This window comes from Acinetobacter sp. V102_4 (assembly GCF_031799005.1).
GTDB lineage: Bacteria > Pseudomonadota > Gammaproteobacteria > Pseudomonadales > Moraxellaceae > Acinetobacter > Acinetobacter calcoaceticus.
Genome location: NZ_JAVQNR010000050.1, coordinates 1 through 16568, shown reverse-complemented (window position 1 = coordinate 16568; position 16568 = coordinate 1). Strand labels below are relative to the sequence as shown.

Annotated in this window: 14 protein-coding genes and 2 tRNA genes; 11 read left to right on the top strand and 5 right to left on the bottom strand. The window is 39.2% G+C overall.

Going from position 1 to position 16568, the window contains the following annotated elements; translation table 11 throughout:
• The 4 genes from rpsD to RMB13_RS14790 all read left to right on the top strand — a co-directional run bounded on the left by rpsD (position 1) and on the right by RMB13_RS14790 (position 3720).
• A complete protein-coding gene (gene rpsD / locus RMB13_RS14805; protein WP_017390206.1) occupies positions 1-627 on the top strand; it encodes a 30S ribosomal protein S4 in 627 nt (208 codons plus the stop codon).
• A 17-nt stretch (positions 628-644) separates the two neighbouring features.
• Entirely contained in the window at positions 645-1652 is a 1008-nt protein-coding gene (locus RMB13_RS14800) for a DNA-directed RNA polymerase subunit alpha (protein WP_003653641.1), read from the top strand.
• Positions 1653-1670: 18 nt separating this feature from the next.
• The gene (rplQ, locus tag RMB13_RS14795) at positions 1671-2048 is read left to right on the top strand and encodes a 50S ribosomal protein L17 (protein ID WP_002049717.1); all 378 of its coding nucleotides are present in this window, start codon (positions 1671-1673) and stop codon (positions 2046-2048) included.
• Between the two features lie 181 nt (positions 2049-2229).
• A complete protein-coding gene (locus RMB13_RS14790) occupies positions 2230-3720 on the top strand; it encodes an NAD(P)/FAD-dependent oxidoreductase (protein WP_311085637.1) in 1491 nt (496 codons plus the stop codon).
• Positions 3721-3770: 50 nt separating this feature from the next.
• Here the strand turns inward: RMB13_RS14790 and RMB13_RS14785 are convergent, their stop codons facing one another.
• A complete protein-coding gene (locus RMB13_RS14785; RefSeq protein ID WP_311085636.1) occupies positions 3771-4943 on the bottom strand; it encodes an acyl-CoA dehydrogenase family protein in 1173 nt (390 codons plus the stop codon).
• Positions 4944-5132: 189 nt separating this feature from the next.
• On the opposite strand from RMB13_RS14785, the gene RMB13_RS14780 reads away from it, so the two are divergent.
• From RMB13_RS14780 to RMB13_RS14760, 5 genes are all read left to right on the top strand, one after another.
• Entirely contained in the window at positions 5133-5390 is a 258-nt protein-coding gene (locus tag RMB13_RS14780; protein WP_017388310.1) for a succinate dehydrogenase assembly factor 2, read from the top strand.
• A gap of 6 nt (positions 5391-5396) precedes the next feature.
• Complete coding sequence (locus RMB13_RS14775) at positions 5397-5786, top strand: hypothetical protein (RefSeq protein WP_311085635.1); 390 nt, start codon at positions 5397-5399, stop codon at positions 5784-5786.
• 770 nt (positions 5787-6556) lie between these two features.
• Complete coding sequence (locus tag RMB13_RS14770; RefSeq protein ID WP_311085634.1) at positions 6557-7645, top strand: hypothetical protein; 1089 nt, start codon at positions 6557-6559, stop codon at positions 7643-7645.
• Positions 7646-7728: 83 nt separating this feature from the next.
• Entirely contained in the window at positions 7729-8304 is a 576-nt protein-coding gene (rrtA, locus tag RMB13_RS14765) for a rhombosortase (RefSeq protein WP_205468497.1), read from the top strand.
• A 177-nt stretch (positions 8305-8481) separates the two neighbouring features.
• On the top strand, positions 8482-10677 hold the full coding sequence (locus RMB13_RS14760; protein WP_080027826.1) for a TRAP transporter large permease subunit: 2196 nt from the start codon (positions 8482-8484) through the stop codon (positions 10675-10677).
• Between the two features lie 162 nt (positions 10678-10839).
• Here RMB13_RS14760 and RMB13_RS14755 read toward each other — a convergent pair whose 3' ends face one another.
• The 4 genes from RMB13_RS14755 to rnr form a co-directional block, all read right to left on the bottom strand.
• Positions 10840-11265 (bottom strand): hypothetical protein, encoded by a 426-nt coding sequence (locus RMB13_RS14755; RefSeq protein WP_311085633.1) that lies wholly within the window; start codon positions 11263-11265, stop codon positions 10840-10842.
• Positions 11266-11276: 11 nt separating this feature from the next.
• Positions 11277-11486 (bottom strand): YheV family putative zinc ribbon protein, encoded by a 210-nt coding sequence (locus RMB13_RS14750; protein ID WP_004639498.1) that lies wholly within the window; start codon positions 11484-11486, stop codon positions 11277-11279.
• A gap of 40 nt (positions 11487-11526) precedes the next feature.
• Positions 11527-13581, bottom strand: a complete 2055-nt coding sequence (locus tag RMB13_RS14745) for a M3 family metallopeptidase (protein WP_311085632.1) — start codon at positions 13579-13581, stop codon at positions 11527-11529.
• Positions 13582-13715: 134 nt separating this feature from the next.
• Positions 13716-16130 (bottom strand): ribonuclease R, encoded by a 2415-nt coding sequence (gene rnr / locus RMB13_RS14740; RefSeq protein WP_311085631.1) that lies wholly within the window; start codon positions 16128-16130, stop codon positions 13716-13718.
• Positions 16131-16391: 261 nt separating this feature from the next.
• On the opposite strand from rnr, the gene RMB13_RS14735 reads away from it, so the two are divergent.
• Together RMB13_RS14735 and RMB13_RS14730 are read left to right on the top strand one after the other, a co-directional pair.
• Positions 16392-16482, top strand: a tRNA-Ser gene (locus tag RMB13_RS14735).
• Between the two features lie 9 nt (positions 16483-16491).
• Positions 16492-16568 (top strand) — tRNA-Arg (locus RMB13_RS14730).

The window sequence follows — 16568 nt, the reverse complement described above, 5'->3', positions numbered from 1 at the left end:
ATGGCTCGTTATATTGGTCCAAAATGCAAACTCTCTCGCCGCGAAGGGACAGACCTGCAACTTAAATCTGGCGTTAAACCATTTGACGTCAAAACTAAAAAAGCTAACAAAGCACCTGGTCAACATGGTCAGGCACGCGGTGGTAAGCAATCTGAGTATTCACTACAATTACGTGAAAAACAAAAAGTCCGTCGTATTTACGGTGTGTTAGAACGTCAATTTAGTAACTACTATAAAGAAGCAGCTCGTGTTAAAGGCGCAACAGGTGAGAACTTGTTGAAATTGCTTGAAAGCCGTCTTGATAACGTTGTTTATCGCATGGGTTTTGGTTCTACACGTGCAGAAGCTCGTCAGTTAGTAAGTCACCGTAGCATTACTTTGAATGGTCGTCGTGTAAACATCGCATCTATTCAAGTTAAAGCTGGTGATGTAATTGCGGTTCACGAAGGTGCTAAACAACAATTGCGTATTAAAAACGCGATTGAGTTAGCTACACAACGTGGTATTCCAGCTTGGATGGATGTTGATCATTCTAAGCTTGAAGGTACGTTTAAAGCTGCACCAGATCGTGCTGATTTACCTGCTGAAATCAATGAAAGCTTGATTGTAGAATTGTATTCTAAATAATCCTTGAGGTAGCAATAATGACGCGTACTGCAAACGAGTTTCTAACTCCGCAAGCGATCAAGGTCGAAGCGGTTAGCGGGACCTCGGCAAAAGTGATTCTAGAACCTTTAGAGCGTGGTTTTGGCCACACTCTGGGGAATGCTTTACGTCGCATTCTATTGTCTTCTTTACCTGGCGCTGCTGTGGTTGAAGTTGAGATAGAAGGTGTCGAGCACGAGTACAGTACTTTAGAAGGCTTGCAGCAGGACATCGTCGAGCTCTTGCTGAACCTAAAAGGATTGTCTATTAAGCTGTTCGATCAAAATGAAGCATATTTAACATTAGAGAAACAAGGTCCTGGCGAAATTACTGCTGCTGATCTTCGTTTACCTCATAATGTTGAAGTGGTTAATCCAGAACATTTAATAGGTACTTTGAGTGCTTCAGGCTCATTAAAAATGCGCTTGAAGGTTGCTCAAGGTCGTGGTTATGAAACATCTGATTCTCGTTTCCCTGAAGGTGAAACACGTCCTGTTGGTCGTTTGCAATTAGATGCTTCTTATAGCCCGATTAAGCGTGTTTCTTACACCGTTGAAAATGCGCGTGTAGAACAACGTACCGATTTAGATAAACTGGTAATCGACCTCGAGACAAATGGAACGGTTGATCCTGAAGAAGCAATCCGCAAAGCGGCAACAATCTTGCAACAACAAATTGCAATTTTTGTTGATCTTCAGAAAGACCAAACTCCAGTTGCTCAAGAGCCTCGTGAAGAAGTTGACCCAATCTTGCTTCGCCCAGTAGATGATCTAGAGCTTACTGTTCGTTCTGCTAACTGTTTGAAAGCAGAAAATATTTACTACATTGGTGATCTTGTTCAACGTACTGAAGTTGAGTTGTTAAAAACTCCTAACCTTGGTAAAAAATCGTTAACAGAGATCAAAGATGTTTTGGCATCGAAAGGCTTACAACTCGGTATGCGTCTTGAAAACTGGCCACCAGCTAGTCTTCGTATGGACGACCGTTTTGCCTATCGTAGCCGTTAATTAAGTAGGACTATCACCATGCGTCATCGTAATAGTGGTGTGAAATTAGGCCGTACAAGCAGCCATCGTAAAGCGATGTTCCAAAACTTGGCTAATTCTTTATTTGAACACGAGTTGATCAAAACAACTGTGCCTAAAGCTAAAGAATTACGTCGTGTTGCTGAGCCTTTAATCACTCTAGCAAAAAACGATACTGTAGCAAATCGTCGTTTAGCATTTGCTCGTACTCGTAATGCTGCAACTGTAGGTAAATTATTTACCGTACTCGGCCCTCGTTACAAAGAACGTAACGGCGGTTATCTACGTGTTCTTAAAGCGGGCTTCCGTGCTGGTGATGCAGCGCCGATGGCTTACGTTGAGCTTGTAGATCGTGAAGTGAACACTTCAGCTGAATAATTGATTTTATTCAAAAAAGACCGGTTTTATACCGGTCTTTTTTATTTCTGTTAATTGATAAAATTATAAAAATGTCCCCAAGTGACATAAAAAAACGGATAAACGGTCAAACTTGACATTGTGTATTGTCAAAATTGTGCTTTAATAAACTTATATTCTCAACAATGGGTATAAAAATAAAATGGAAAAGCAAGTTGATATTTTAATCATTGGCGCAGGTATCTCAGGAATTGGAATTGCTGCCCATTTATCAAAAAATTCTCCACAACGCCAATTTGAAATTTTAGAGCGTCGTGAATCGTTTGGTGGAACATGGGATCTTTTCCGTTATCCAGGCATTCGCTCAGACTCAGATATGTCCACATTTGGTTTTAATTTTAAACCATGGTGTAAAGCGAATGTATTAGCTGATGGTGCTTCTATTAAAGGGTATTTAGGCGAAGTAATTGATGAATATAAATTAAAAGAAAAAATTCACTTTGGTCATCGTGTGCTTTCTGCTAATTATGATTCTGAATCAAAGAAATGGCAGGTTGTAATTGAAGATAGTAAGAAAAAACAACAGACTTGGATTGCTAATTTTGTTGTAGGGTGTACTGGTTATTATAATTATGATCAAGGATATGCGCCTTCTTTCCCAAATCAAGAAGCATTTAAAGGGCAACTCATTCACCCACAGCATTGGCCTGAAAACTTAGATTACACAGGTAAAAAAGTCGTTATTATTGGTAGTGGCGCAACTGCAATTACTTTAGTACCGGCAATGGCTAAAGGTGGCGCTGGTCATGTCACTATGTTGCAGCGTTCACCAACGTATATTGCTAGTGTACCGTCTATCGATTTCGTTTATGAAAAAACGCGTAAATTTATGTCTGAAGAAACAGCTTATAAATTTACCCGCGCACGTAATATTGGTATGCAGCGCGCTATTTATGCATTATCGCAGAAACATCCAAAGACTGTACGTCGTTTACTCTTAAAAGCAATTGAAGTGCAGTTGAAGGGTAAGGTAGATATGAAGCATTTTACACCTTCATATAACCCTTGGGATCAACGTTTGTGTGTGGTACCTGATGGCGATTTGTTTAAAATTTTGCGTGAAGGTAAAGCAAGCGTAGAAACTGATCAGATTGAGAAATTTACCGAAAAAGGTATTCTACTTAAATCTGGTAAACACCTTGATGCTGATATTGTTGTTTCTGCAACAGGCTTACAAGTTCAGATTATGGGTGGTGTTCAGGCGACTATTGATGGGAAAGCAATTAATTCATCTGAGCATATGCTTTATAACGGTGTGATGTTAAGTGATGTACCAAACATGGCTATGATTATTGGTTATGTAAATGCATCGTGGACCCTTAAAGTTGATATCGCTGCGGAATATATTTGTCGCTTGTTAAATTATATGGATAAAAATCACTATGATGAAGTGATTCCATCTGGTGATAAAACTGAAATGGAAGAAGATACTGTAATGGGTAAATTGTCTTCAGGTTATATTAGTCGTGCGGCACATGAACTTCCAAAACAGGGTAAGCATGCTCCATGGCAAGTGACTAATAACTATTTAGAAGATAGAAAGTCGCTGAAAAATTCAAAATTTGAAGATGGTGTTCTACATTTTCATAAACGTTCAGAAGCTAATGAGCGTAAGCCAAAATTAGTATCTTAATAGATATTAGATAAAGAAAAGGGGCGTAATGCCCCTTTCTTATGTAGGTATTAAAGTGTTCTTGAAATTAACTCTTTCATGATTTCATTGGTACCTGCATAAATTCGATTTGCTCGATGATCAATGTATGCACGTGCAATTGGATATTCAAGCATATAGCCATAACCACCATGCAATTGAAGACACTCATCTACAATTTTTGAGAACATGTCTGAAATTTTATATTTAGCAGCTGCGGCAGCTTCCACACTCAATTTTTCTTCAAGTTGTAATTCCATACAACGATCTAGATAGGTACGGCAGAAATCTATTTCTGTTCTAAGTTCAGCAAGTTTAAAACGCGTATTTTGAAATGCACTAACAGGTTTGCCAAATGCTTTACGGTCTTTTGTATATTGGACAGTATGCGCAAATGCAGCTTCAGCGCCTGCCTGACAAATAATAGCAACTAGCATTCGTTCCCAAGCTAACTCTTTCATGAGCATAATAAAGCCCATGCCTTCCATACCTAAAAGGTTGTCTTTAGGAACACGAACGTTATCAAAAAATAATTCGCAGGTATCTTGGCCTTTCATTCCAATTTTATTCAGAGGCTTACCTTTGTTAAAGCCAGCTCTGTCTGCTTCAACAATAATGAGTGATAAGTTCGCTGAACCTTTGTCGTTATTACCCGTTTTACAAACGACTACGACCATGTCACATAAATAACCATTAGTAATGAAAATTTTAGAACCATTAATGACATAATCATCTCCATCAAGTACAGCTGTGGTTCTTACTGCTTGTAAATCAGAACCAGTACCAGGCTCAGTCATGGCAATAGCCGTGACCACTTCTCCTGTTGCCATTTTTGGTAACCACTTTTGTTTTTGTTCTTCATTACCAAAGTTGTTTACATAATTGGCAACAATATCTGAATGCAAAGAGAAGCCCGTACTAGAGTCCATAGCATAAGCTTGTTCTTCAATTAAGATCATACTGTACAAGCGGTCTACTCCAGACCCACCGTATTGTTCTGGCATTGTGGTACACAATAGGCCTAATTCTCCGGCCTTATTCCAAAGGTCTCGATCAACATGTTGCTGTTTTTCATATTTTTCAATATTGGGAACAACTTCTTTTTCATAGAATTTACGAACTGTTTCGCGGAATGCCTCATGTTCTTCGTTAAATAGTTTTCTCGGTAACATATTTGGAATGGGACGGATAGCACCAGATTGCATTTGTATTTCTTCCTTGGTTCAGGTGTGATGTTATGAACTTAAACATACGGAAGCCTTGCTTATGTAACAATGTGATGAATGCTCAATTATGAGTACAAGATGATAAATTTGGTCAATTTGATATTTTTAGCGATCTTTGGAATGTGATCAGGTAAACTAAGCGCACTATCAACGCAGATGGGGAAATAAATGTCTGACGAAATGACCTTGGAAGAACGTAAAGTAATTTATCGAGCACGCCGCGGCTTAAAAGAAATTGACGTCTATTTTGACCCTTATGTAAAAAACTATTATCTAAAAGCGGATTCGGCAGAGAAGGCCTTATTTGCAGAGTTAGTTGAACAAGAAGATCCTGATTTACTAGATTGGTTCATGGAAGTTTCTGAACCTCCACGTACAGAGTTACGTGAATTTATTTATAAATTAAAACAGTACGTTCATGGCTAAACTGTTTTGATAAAAGAATTGAATTTTGAGCTGAAATATAGTCGTTTCTCGATAATATTTCAGCTTTTTATTGGCTTGAGTTTAGCAATCTTGCTGTATCAATTGTTATCACCCATTTGGTGGTTGATTGCTTTCATCCTTTTATCTATTAGTTTTCTATTTTTTTTAAGACAATCACAAATTTCTCAAATTGCATATTTAGACCAAAAATCGTGGTCAATTGCATATCCCTCGAAAAAGATAATTTCTCGTGTGGAAATTTCTAAAATGATTGATTATCAGTTGTTTATGGTTATTTATCTTGAGGGGGCACCTATGAAAGTAGCCATAATTTGGTTTGATCAACTTCCTTTACAACATTGGAAAAAGCTAAAAGTCTTACAGAAACTTCATTAATTGTTAGACAATTCTACATTTGTATATTTATTTAAAAACTATAAAAAACAATAATTTAATCTTTATTTTTTTTCTTGAGTTTAGGATTGTCTAATTAAAAATTAGAAAAAAGCTAAGGAAATACAATTGTCTGACAATTTGACCTAGGGGTATTTAGTTAATCGGTTAAAGTACAAACACCAACGTAAAGTGTGTCGGAGGTCTCAAAATGGAGATGCCAACATGGTCGTTCTTGGTCATTGCCATCATTTTGGCAGTGGTGATCGGAAGAGCAGGAACTTTACTCAGGGAACATCTTAACAAAGTTAATTTTAACAAAGTTAAGAGACAGAGGATGCAAGGTCGTCGATCAGTCAATTATTAAATTGGTTAGTCGATTAATTTCATCAAGTGTCCAGTTTATAACTGGGTGCGATTGTAGTAAAGGAGGTCTCTCATGGAGATTTCAATGTGGATGTTTCTGTTAATTGCAGTGCTTATGGCTGTGGTAGTAGGAAGAGCAGGAACTTTACTTAAGGATTATATAGAACAAAAATAATATAAGCCGTTAAAAGCTTATCTCAGTTAATAAGTAGCATGTGCTGAACCGTCGCAATGCTACTTTTTTTTGCCTAAAATTTCTGTTTTCTGGAAAAACTGTCAATTTTATCTACTGTGAAGTATGTCAAAGTATAAGCGCTACAATTAGAGTAATTACTCTTTTATTCAAGATATGCATCTGCTAATGTACATCTGAAAAGGAAAAAACAAATTACATAGAGGACAGGAAGATGTCTAAAGTCCAAAAAATAAGCCAAGGTTTGGCGGTAAGTTTGCTTGCAGCTTCAGTTTTATCAGGTTGTTCATACGTCGTGAAAACCGGAGCAAATGTTGCTTTAGGTTTTACGGAAAAGCACGTCGTTCCACCTATTTTAGCAATGCAAGATGCTGAAATGGTTTGTAATACGGGTAGTGCATTAACACCGGCAATTATGTCTACCAAAGGTATGGGTGCAGATCCAACTCGTGTTGCTGTATTAATGTATGCCGCATCAGGTGTATGTGCGGAAAACCAAGCGTTAGAACAGGAATTACGTTATTTACGTGCATCAAAAGCAGGTCAAGTAACCGAAGCTCAAGATGCTCGTATTGCTCAGAAGCGTTGGGCAGCCATTGCTGCTGAGCGTCAATATACGGGCTATAAATTGTTCGCTGATCGTTGGGAATCTAAATATAAATATCATTTAGGTGATTCTTGCCCAACGATGCGCAGTGATACTGATCAAACTGTTTATTTACTTGGAATGATTAGTGGCCTTCAGGCTGTAACCAATGATATTAACTCTGGTGGTGCAGTCAATGTTCCAAAAGATATTGCGGCTATTGTAGAGCGCGGCATGGTTTGTCTAGATAATGAAAAATTCTGGGGCGCACCTAATGCAACACGTGCTGTTATTTGGACCTTACTGCCTGGGGCTGATGAAGGGAAACCTGACCCATATCAAACGTTAAAGCAATCAGTTCAAATTGGTGAACAAAAGGGAGTTCGCCTGTCCCATGCTTTGTATGCGGTAGCTGCCCAAGCAAGTGGTGATGATGCAAAAATCCGTGATGCATTAAGATCATATGCCGCATCTCAAGCTGATGATAAGCCTGTCAATCCGAACTTTAAGTTAATCGATAGTATGGCTGGTCTGATTGTACGTGGTATTTCTGACCGTTACTGGACAGAGCATACTGGTGTGCGTACCGGAGATGATGGTATGTCACATTTCTGGGATGATAAAAATGAAGGTGCAGCAGAGTTAGATGAATTGTTTGATGGAGGGGCCGCATCTGAAGCTCCTGCAGACTTATCTGCTCCACCAGCAGCGCAGTAAAAATATTTGAAAGGTTAACTTCTTGCGAGACTGTTGTTAAGTTTTACAATGGTAGCAAGAAGTTTAATTTCAAGGAGTGTGCCATGAAGGATCATGTACTGAATCATAAAGTGCTTTTGGTCGCAGTGTGCATTTCTGTGTCTGCCTGTCTACAGGTGTTTCCTGATACATTTATTTATTGGCGCGAAAGTTTACTCGGTGAATTCTGGCGTTTATGGACTGCACATTGGGTACATGTTGGGTGGATTCATTTCCTTTTAAACATGATGGCATTCGCCTGTTTACCGTTTATCTTCCCGCACACCAAAGCGTGGCATCTTTTAAGTCTGCTTTTTCTTTTGCCACCGTTCATTAGTTTGGTCTTCTATTTTTATTTACCTTATATCGAAGCATATGCTGGTTTGTCAGGCGTTTTACATGGGCTATATACAGCAGTTGCTTTAGTTTATTTGCAATATCGTAAAGAACGGAATTTTGCTTTTCTGGTTTTAGGATTAATTATTGCAAAACTGATATGGGAAAATACCTTTGGGCAAACAGGAACAGCCCAGTTAATAGGGAGTCCGGTTTTAACTGAAGCTCACTTATATGGAGCAATTGGTGGTGCGATCTTTGGGGGCTTCTATTGGCTTACTCAAAGATTAAAAAAGAAAAATTGACAATACAAACTGTTAAAAAAGTGATTTTAGTCATTCTTTATTCGTAAAGTTTGATGCAAATTTGATCGTTGAATAAAGGGATTGGTAGAAGGGGGATGGAATTAACCCCTGACCAAGAAAATTGCATGACTCAAGCTCCTGTTTTCAGGTTTTTGAGAGAACAAAATTGGAATATTTATGCAAGAATATCAAGAAAAAAGATCTGGATTAGGTCTGCTGGGTTATATCTGGAACGAATGGATCTCAACATTCGTTATCCTCACTCTGCTATTAATGACTTTAATAATTGGTACCGGGGAAATGATCCACGGACAATTATTACGTATCGGGGAGCGTCTTTATGGTGACCCTGCTATAGGCATGCAATATTCATTTTTGCGTGCTGAACCTGAAAAGCCGACTTGTGATCGACATCCAAATATCGATGCCCAAGTAAAAGAACAAATGAAAGCAAATGCATCTGATGATTTTTCGAGTTTCTTTGGTGCAGCATCGGAAAGTGATGTCCGTGCATCGCTACTCGCTGCGCAGCAACAATGTGACGAGAAATATCAGGCATATGACAAGACAATTAAATATATCGAAGCTAACCCAGGGGTGCGTACTTACCGTGCTGTCGAAACAGGTTTCTTTGGTATTTTTAAATTTGGTACAGAGAATCGTGCCATTTTACTCATCTTTATGGTTCTGATTTCTGCGATTACGGCATCGTTAAAATTTCACCATATTGGTTTACGTAATCCGGCGACAAAAATAGATTACAAAGTCTATTCCATCTTTATGGTGATTGGTAATGCCTTACTCAGTACCTCTGTAATCAGCCAGTATCGTTCAGTTATTAATTCTGGGGTAATACCTACCTATGAAACAGTAACTATTTACTGGATATGGATGATTCTATTTGTTGTTCTGACCTTAATTAGTCTTTATCAATTATTTGTGTCACCTCCACCCAAACGTGAAGGCGGTAATATTGGTTTAGCCCTTTTAAGTGTACCTTTATATGCTTACATGGCTTTGATTACGGGTATCGTATTTACATTCTTTATGGATTATCCAATGGGGCAAGGGATTTACCTTGGTTTATTGGTTGAGTTTTCAGGTATTTTCTTAAACCTTGCCTTGTTTATTTGGGCAGGTATGCTTCTAACTCAAACACGTGTTATGGATTTATTCCTTAATGTGCTTCGTCCATGGAATTTGGCACCAGAAACCCTAACATGGTTAATTCTAATTGCTGCTGCTGTACCAACGGCTTATACCGGCGCATCAGGTATCTTCGTTATTGCAGCCGGTGCAATTATTTATAAAGAAGTTTGGAATGCAGGTGCTCGCCGTCAATATGCTTTGGCTGTGTCTGCAATGTCAGGTTCTTTAGGGGTAGTTGTACGTCCATGTCTATTGGTCGTTTTAATTGCCATGCTTGATAGCCGTCATGTAACGTCCGATGAATTGTTTGGCCATGGTATTTATGTATTTTGGCTAACAGCATTTATTTTCTTGGGTGTCTCATTACTATTGGCTGAAGAAAAATTCCGCGTGAATTCACCAAAAGTAGCGATTCCGGGTATGTTACGTGCCTTTGTACCGGTGATCCCATACATTCTGATTACTGTTGTTGTTCTTGCGATCTATAAATATGCACTAGACACAGGAATGAATGAATTTACTGCACCAGTAATTTTGCCATTAGTCCTGATCGCAATGATCTTGTATGACAAATTGGTGTCTACAAAAGAAGCTCCTGCAATCAATATTCATGAAGCAATTGTTCGTGAACATGAACAAAAATCCCCATTCTTGCAGTCACATGATCCGCATAGTTCTCAATACCGTCTTGGTTTTGGTGGAGCACTTCGTTTTGCGACCTCAGAAACTGTCGGCCATATTGGTGCACTAATTATCTTGATGGCATTGTCTGCAAGTGTAGGTGGTTTAATTGAACGCTCTGAAGTGGTTGAATTGTTACCGACTCATTTAGGCAGTATTTATATATCACTGGCATGTATTGCACTATTGCTTGCCATTATTGGTATGTGTACAGATCCATTTGGTGCTGTAATTTTAGTTGCTGCAACTATTGCACCTGTGGCATACGAAAATGGTATTCATCCAATTCACTTCTGGATGATTGTATTAGTTGCATTCGAGTTTGGTTATGTAACGCCGCCAGTTGCCTTGAACCATCTCTTAACGCGGTTGTCCGTCGGAGATGATGAAGTGAACGCGGCGGATGCGGAAGCGAAAGAGAAATATACAAGCTTCTACTACCGTTATGAGCGTTGGTTATTACCAATTATTGTCTTGTTCTCATCATTGGTATTGGTTACTTATGTACCGTATGTGTTCAAGTTATTCGATTGGTATAAATAACTTAAATTAAAATATCTGTTATACAAAAAAGGCCCTCTTAAATGGAGGGCTTTTTTAGTAGTGGAATTCAGTAAATTTAGAAAAAGATGACTAGAATTATTTTAATTAAACTTAAAAAGCTAAAGATGAATAACTTTAGCTTTTTAAGTTCCCATTGAAAAACTATTGCTGTTTGAGCTGAGCTTCAAGCAATTTAACTTGTTCTTCTTTGAGTTTCGTTAATTGATCTGCATCTGCATGCTGAGCTTTTAATGAACTTTCTTGATCTTGCAACTGACGGTGGATGTCATCGAGTTTAGACACTTCTTCTTTTGCTAAAGACTCTTGAGCAGGTACAGGCTGTTTAAGCACATCTTCATTCACAAGTTGTGGTGAACTTGCAGCCTCTGCTGTCGGTTCAGAAGCTGATGATGGATCAGTGGTTTTAACAGGCGCAGGTGTCGAAACAGGATGAGGATCAACCATTGGTGCGGATGACTCGGTTTTTTTGAAAAACCATTGTGCAGCGAAAAAAAGCACTACGAGAATGCTTAAGCCCCCAATTAAAATCCACAATAGTTTTGAGTTTTGTTTTCTTTGTAGTGGCATCTCTAAGACCTTTAGTCAGGACGACGAGGCTTGAACTGTATTACTCCAACTTCATCAGGTACAGCAGGTGCTTCAGGCTCATCAATATGAGTCGGACGATTTTCGCTATAACCGCATTCGATACATTCAATCCATTCGTCTTCAGCGGTGGTTAGCATGACAATCCGATCTGTTGCTTCACATTTTGGACATTTAGCCCCAGCAATGAAACGTTTTTTCATCTTTATCACCCTAACCACACGATCAATTTAGGCCCATAGTTTAAGCGGTTTTGCTGTCATTCGTCCAACCTTGATGACGTAACAATGCATCAATTTTAGGTTCACGGCCACGGAAATTAACAAATGCTTCAAGAGCAGTGTCTTTTCCACCTACAGCTAAAATCGCCTGACGGAATTCTTTACCCGTTTGAGTATTGAAAATGCCTTCATGTTCAAAACGGTCAAATGCATCGCTAGCTAAGACTTCTGCCCATTTGTAAGAGTAATAACCTGCCGCATAACCCCCTGCAAAAATATGACTAAAACTATGCTGGAAACGGTTGTATCCGACCGTAGGAACGACAGCATATTGGCTACGTATTTCATTTAAAGTCTGCTGAATTTGCTCACTGTTCAGCGCAGGTGTTTTGGTGTGAATTGTTAAATCAAACAAGGCAAATTCAAGTTGACGTAAAGTCTGCATGCCAGATTGGAAGAAGCGAGCATTCAATAAAGCATCGAGCAATTCTTGTGGTAAGGTTTGTTTACTCTCAATGTGCTCACTTAATACATCTAGACTTTCTTTATCCCATGACCAGAACTCCATGAACTGACTTGGAAGTTCTACCGCATCCCAAGCAACACCATGAGTACCTGCAACCGAAATGTTATCTACTTCGGTCAGCATATGATGTAGACCATGTCCAAACTCATGGAATAAGGTGATGACTTCATCATGAGTCAGTAAAGCAGGCTGATCACCTACTGGAGGTGTAAAGTTACATACCATGTAGCAAATTGGTTTTTGCAGACCGTGAAGAGTCTGCATGCGTGAGCGGAAACCATTCATCCATGCACCACCACGTTTGCCCGTACGTGCATAGATGTCAAAGAAGAATCCACCAATTACTTGGCCTTGGTCTTCTAACTCAAAATAACGTGCATCTGGGTGCCAGACAGGTGCTTGTCGCTCAATGATGTTAATACCATATAAGCGCTGTACGATCTGGAATAATCCTTGAATGACTTTAGGCGCAGGGAAGTAAGGTTTTAACGCTTCTTGAGATAAGTTGAACTGTTGTTGTTTAAGCTTTTCAGAATAATAAGTGGTATCCCAAGGTTGAAGTTCATCGACACCATCTTGTTTAGCAATATCTCGAAGTTCAGCAACTTCTTGGAGAGCAGGGGCACGAGCATGTTCGGCTAGATCAACCAAAAACTCATGTACTGTTTTTACATCTGGTGCCATCTTGCTTGCAAGAGAATATTCAGCATAGTTATTGAAACCGAGTAGCTTCGCCATTTCTTGACGAAGACTCAAAATTTCTTCCATAATTTTACTGTTATCAAATTCAGCTTGCTCAGATTGATCAGAAGCACGAGTCACATAAGCTCTGTAAAGCTCTTCACGTAATGCTCGATCATCTGCATATGTCATGATTGCAAAATAAGCGGGAAAGTCGAGTGTCGCTACTGCTTGATCTAATTCACGTTGTTTACCGTACTGTTTTAATAATTCAATATTACTTTCTGGAAGGCCTTTTAGCTCAGCTTCTGTAAGTGGTTTAAAGTAAGCTTGTGTTGCATCAAGTACATGGTTAGAAAAATCAGAAGAAATTTGTGACAAACGTGCAGAAATCTCTGCATAACGTTTTTTCTCTTCGCCCTCTAAAGCCACACCTGAAAGTTTAAAATCACGTAAAGCAAGGCGAATAGCACTTTGTTGGGCTGGACTAAGAGACGTATAGCCCTGACCATCATGGATATGTTGATAAGTTTGATAGAGCGCCGTGTGTTGACCAAGCTGAGTATAGTATTCACTCAACGCTGGTAATAAAGATTGATAGACTTCTCTGGTTTCAGCATTGTTCATCACAGCATTTAAATGTGATAAAACACCCCATGATTCACTGAGGTTGTTTTCAAGTGTATCGACTTGTTCAAGTACGGCAAGTTGTTGAGCGGTATCGCTAGGTACAACTGTAAGCGTATTTAAAAATTCTTGACCTGCTTGAATCGCTTGTTGGATGTCTTCTTTTAAATTTTCTAATTCAATTTGATCAAAACGCGGAGTTGGTAAGGTCGCTTGCTGTAAAGTCATTGCTGTTAGCCACATTATTTTTTAAACATGTTATTAGATGTAGGTCCTCTCAAGCCAGAAATCAAGTTTAATGTGCAAAATAAGCTTTTTAAAAAGAAATAAGCTCCAAATCGGAGCTTATTTCTAAATTGGCAACATCTATTGTTTAATTATTCAGCCTTTGATTTTGCATTCGCTTTTTTCTTTTTAGGCTTAGACTTTTTCTTTACTTTTTCTGGTTTACTTTCGGCTTTCGCAGAAGTTTTTTTACCAGGTTTTTTAGTATAAGAACTAGGCTTGGCTTTTTCTTTCTTTTTGTGAACAGGCTTTTCGCCATCACTACTTGTTGGTTTGCTAAAAACTTCTTCAGTTGCCTGTGAAGATGTTTTGGTTGTGCGTGGAGCTCGGCTACGAACTACTCGTCCTGCATGGGTTACTTGCTGAATGAGCTGGAAGTCAATTTTACGTTCTTCAAGATTTACACCAGCAACCTGAATTTTAACTTCATCGCCTAAACCAAAAACTTGACCTCTATTTTGGCCTACAAGATTTTGACTCGCTTGGTCATAAATAAAGAAGTCATCACCGAGTTGGCTAATATGAATCATGCCATCGACATATAAGTCTTTCAGTGTCACGAACAAACCAAATTCAGTTACGGCACTTACGATACCAATGAATTCCTCGCCTAAATGCTGTTGCATATAGTGACATTTCAACCAAGTCGTTACACTACGAGATGCTTCATCTGCACGGCGTTCAGTTTTAGAGAAATGTTCACCAGCGTCATCTAGTGCAGCGCCAGAAAGTGGAGAAGGTTTTTGTTTTAGATGAGCTTTAATGGCACGGTGTAACAATAGATCTGGGTAACGACGGATTGGCGAAGTGAAATGCGTATAGGCTTCATAAGCCAAACCATAGTGCCCCGCATTTTTTGCGCCATAATAAGCTTGCATCATTGAGCGTAATAGCACGGCATGAATGCTTGGTGCATCAATACGATCTTTGGTTGCTTCGATGACTCGTTGATAATCTGCTTGAGTTGGTTGGTCAGGGAAGGGTAGACCAAGTAATTTAACAAAGTCTTTTACTTTCTGAATACGTGAAAACTCAGGAGCTTCATGTACGCGGTACAACATTGGAATATCATTTTCTAATGCATATTCAGCCGCAGCTACGTTAGCAAGCAACATACATTCTTCAATGAGTTTATGTGCTTCATTACGTGTACGTGGCAAAATTTCTTTAATCCCGCCTAGCTCATCAAAAGTCATGTACGTTTCAATGGTTTCAAATTCCATTGCATGACGATCGGCACGTAAGTTTTTCAAAATTTGATAAAGCTGGAAAAGCGTATTTAAGGATTTATGAACATCGCGATCTTTTGGAATCGCATCTGTTGCGCCTTCAAAATATTGTGCTACTTGGGTATAGGTCAAACGTGCTTTTGAGTGCATGACCGATGGATAAAACTCAAAGCCAGTTACACGGCCTGTACGAGAGAGTTTAAGGTCACAGACCATACATAAACGGTCTACATGCGGATTCAGAGAGCACAGACCATTTGACAATGCCTCTGGCAGCATTGGTAATACAAAGTGAGGGAAGTATACAGAAGTTCCTCGTTCCTCAGCTTCTTCATTGAGTGCTGAGTCTAAGCGTACATAATGACTTACGTCGGCAATTGCCACTACAACACGGTAACCACCACCCGGACGTTTTTCTGCATAAACTGCATCGTCAAAATCGCGGGCATCTTCACCATCAATTGTAACGAGTGCCAAGTTTCTTAAATCAATGCGGCCTTCACGGTCTTGAGCTGATGGCTCTTTAAAGCTTTCAGCTTCTTTTAATACCTGATCTGGAAATTCATATGGCAAACCAAATTCAAGAATAGTTTGTGGAATGATAATTTCTGTATCAGCTTTATCGGCCATAGACTGAATAATATGCGCCGTTGAAAACTCTTCGCGGGTCGGATAGCTATCAATTGCAACACGTAGCATATCGCCAACATTCGCTTCAGCGTGTTTTACGAGTTCTTTTTCTAAAGGAATAGGTTGATGCTGATTAGGACTGTTGGGTTGAATAAAATATTCGCCTTCATGAACTGACAATTTACCGATCAACTGTTTGACGCGATGTTGTAAAACTTCTGTAATAAAACCCCAAGGTTTACCTTTACGGTCTACCGAAGTCTGGCGCACTCTAACTCGGTCGCCATTAAATACTAAACGTAATTCACGTTCAGGAAGTAAGAGGTCAGTTTGACCATCAATATGTGCTGTACCTAAACCTTTACTATTAATATAAACAGTTGCTTCATATGTTGGTTGATCTGCCACCAACTGAAATTTAAAACCGTCTTTCATGATTTGACCATCACGAACCATAGCACTTAAACGATGACTTAACGCTTCGATACTTTTTTGGTCATGAATATTAAAATGATCGACAAGCTCTGCATGAGATTGTGGTGTTTGCACCTGTTCCAATGTATCTAAAATAAGAGTACGGCTTGGAATAGGATTGTCATAACGTTCAGCTTCAGCTTTCGCTTCAGGGTCAGCCCAGTTTTTTGTCATGTCGTTTGGTTTCACGCTTGGCAGATAAGTTTAGCATAAGCCATGCAGACCCGAACTGCACGTTTAGGTTTGCAATAATGTGTTATGCACTACAGTATTTTGATGAAGAAATAATATCTATCTTAACAAGCGTTTGATCGAAAAAGACGAAAATAATGAGTAAATTGCTTAAAAAGTAATTCATTGAACTAAAAAACAAGAAAATTTCAGTATGATGACTTGATCAATGTGGTTTTAGTTTGTATTATGGCGGCTCGTTCCGGTGAGGTGGATGAGTGGCTGAAATCACTTCCCTGCTAAGGAAGCATACCTATTACTGGTATCGAGGGTTCGAATCCCTCTCTCACCGCCATTACTTAATGCGCTCATAGCTCAGCTGGATAGAGCACTTGGCTACGAACTAAGGGGTCGGGAGTTCGAATCTCTCTGAGCGCACCA

Bases quoted from the DNA above. Each gene is read 5' to 3' on its own strand.
- rpsD (WP_017390206.1), top strand. From the start codon at position 1: ATGGCTCGTTATATTGGTCCAAAATGCAAACTCTCTCGCCGCGAAGGG.
- RMB13_RS14800 (WP_003653641.1), top strand. From the start codon at position 645: ATGACGCGTACTGCAAACGAGTTTCTAACTCCGCAAGCGATCAAGGTC.
- rplQ (WP_002049717.1), top strand. From the start codon at position 1,671: ATGCGTCATCGTAATAGTGGTGTGAAATTAGGCCGTACAAGCAGCCAT.
- RMB13_RS14790 (WP_311085637.1), top strand. From the start codon at position 2,230: ATGGAAAAGCAAGTTGATATTTTAATCATTGGCGCAGGTATCTCAGGA.
- RMB13_RS14785 (WP_311085636.1), bottom strand. From the start codon at position 4,943: ATGCAATCTGGTGCTATCCGTCCCATTCCAAATATGTTACCGAGAAAA.
- RMB13_RS14780 (WP_017388310.1), top strand. From the start codon at position 5,133: ATGTCTGACGAAATGACCTTGGAAGAACGTAAAGTAATTTATCGAGCA.
- RMB13_RS14770 (WP_311085634.1), top strand. From the start codon at position 6,557: ATGTCTAAAGTCCAAAAAATAAGCCAAGGTTTGGCGGTAAGTTTGCTT.
- rrtA (WP_205468497.1), top strand. From the start codon at position 7,729: ATGAAGGATCATGTACTGAATCATAAAGTGCTTTTGGTCGCAGTGTGC.
- RMB13_RS14760 (WP_080027826.1), top strand. From the start codon at position 8,482: ATGCAAGAATATCAAGAAAAAAGATCTGGATTAGGTCTGCTGGGTTAT.
- RMB13_RS14755 (WP_311085633.1), bottom strand. From the start codon at position 11,265: ATGCCACTACAAAGAAAACAAAACTCAAAACTATTGTGGATTTTAATT.
- RMB13_RS14750 (WP_004639498.1), bottom strand. From the start codon at position 11,486: ATGAAAAAACGTTTCATTGCTGGGGCTAAATGTCCAAAATGTGAAGCA.
- RMB13_RS14745 (WP_311085632.1), bottom strand. From the start codon at position 13,581: ATGTGGCTAACAGCAATGACTTTACAGCAAGCGACCTTACCAACTCCG.
- rnr (WP_311085631.1), bottom strand. From the start codon at position 16,130: ATGACAAAAAACTGGGCTGACCCTGAAGCGAAAGCTGAAGCTGAACGT.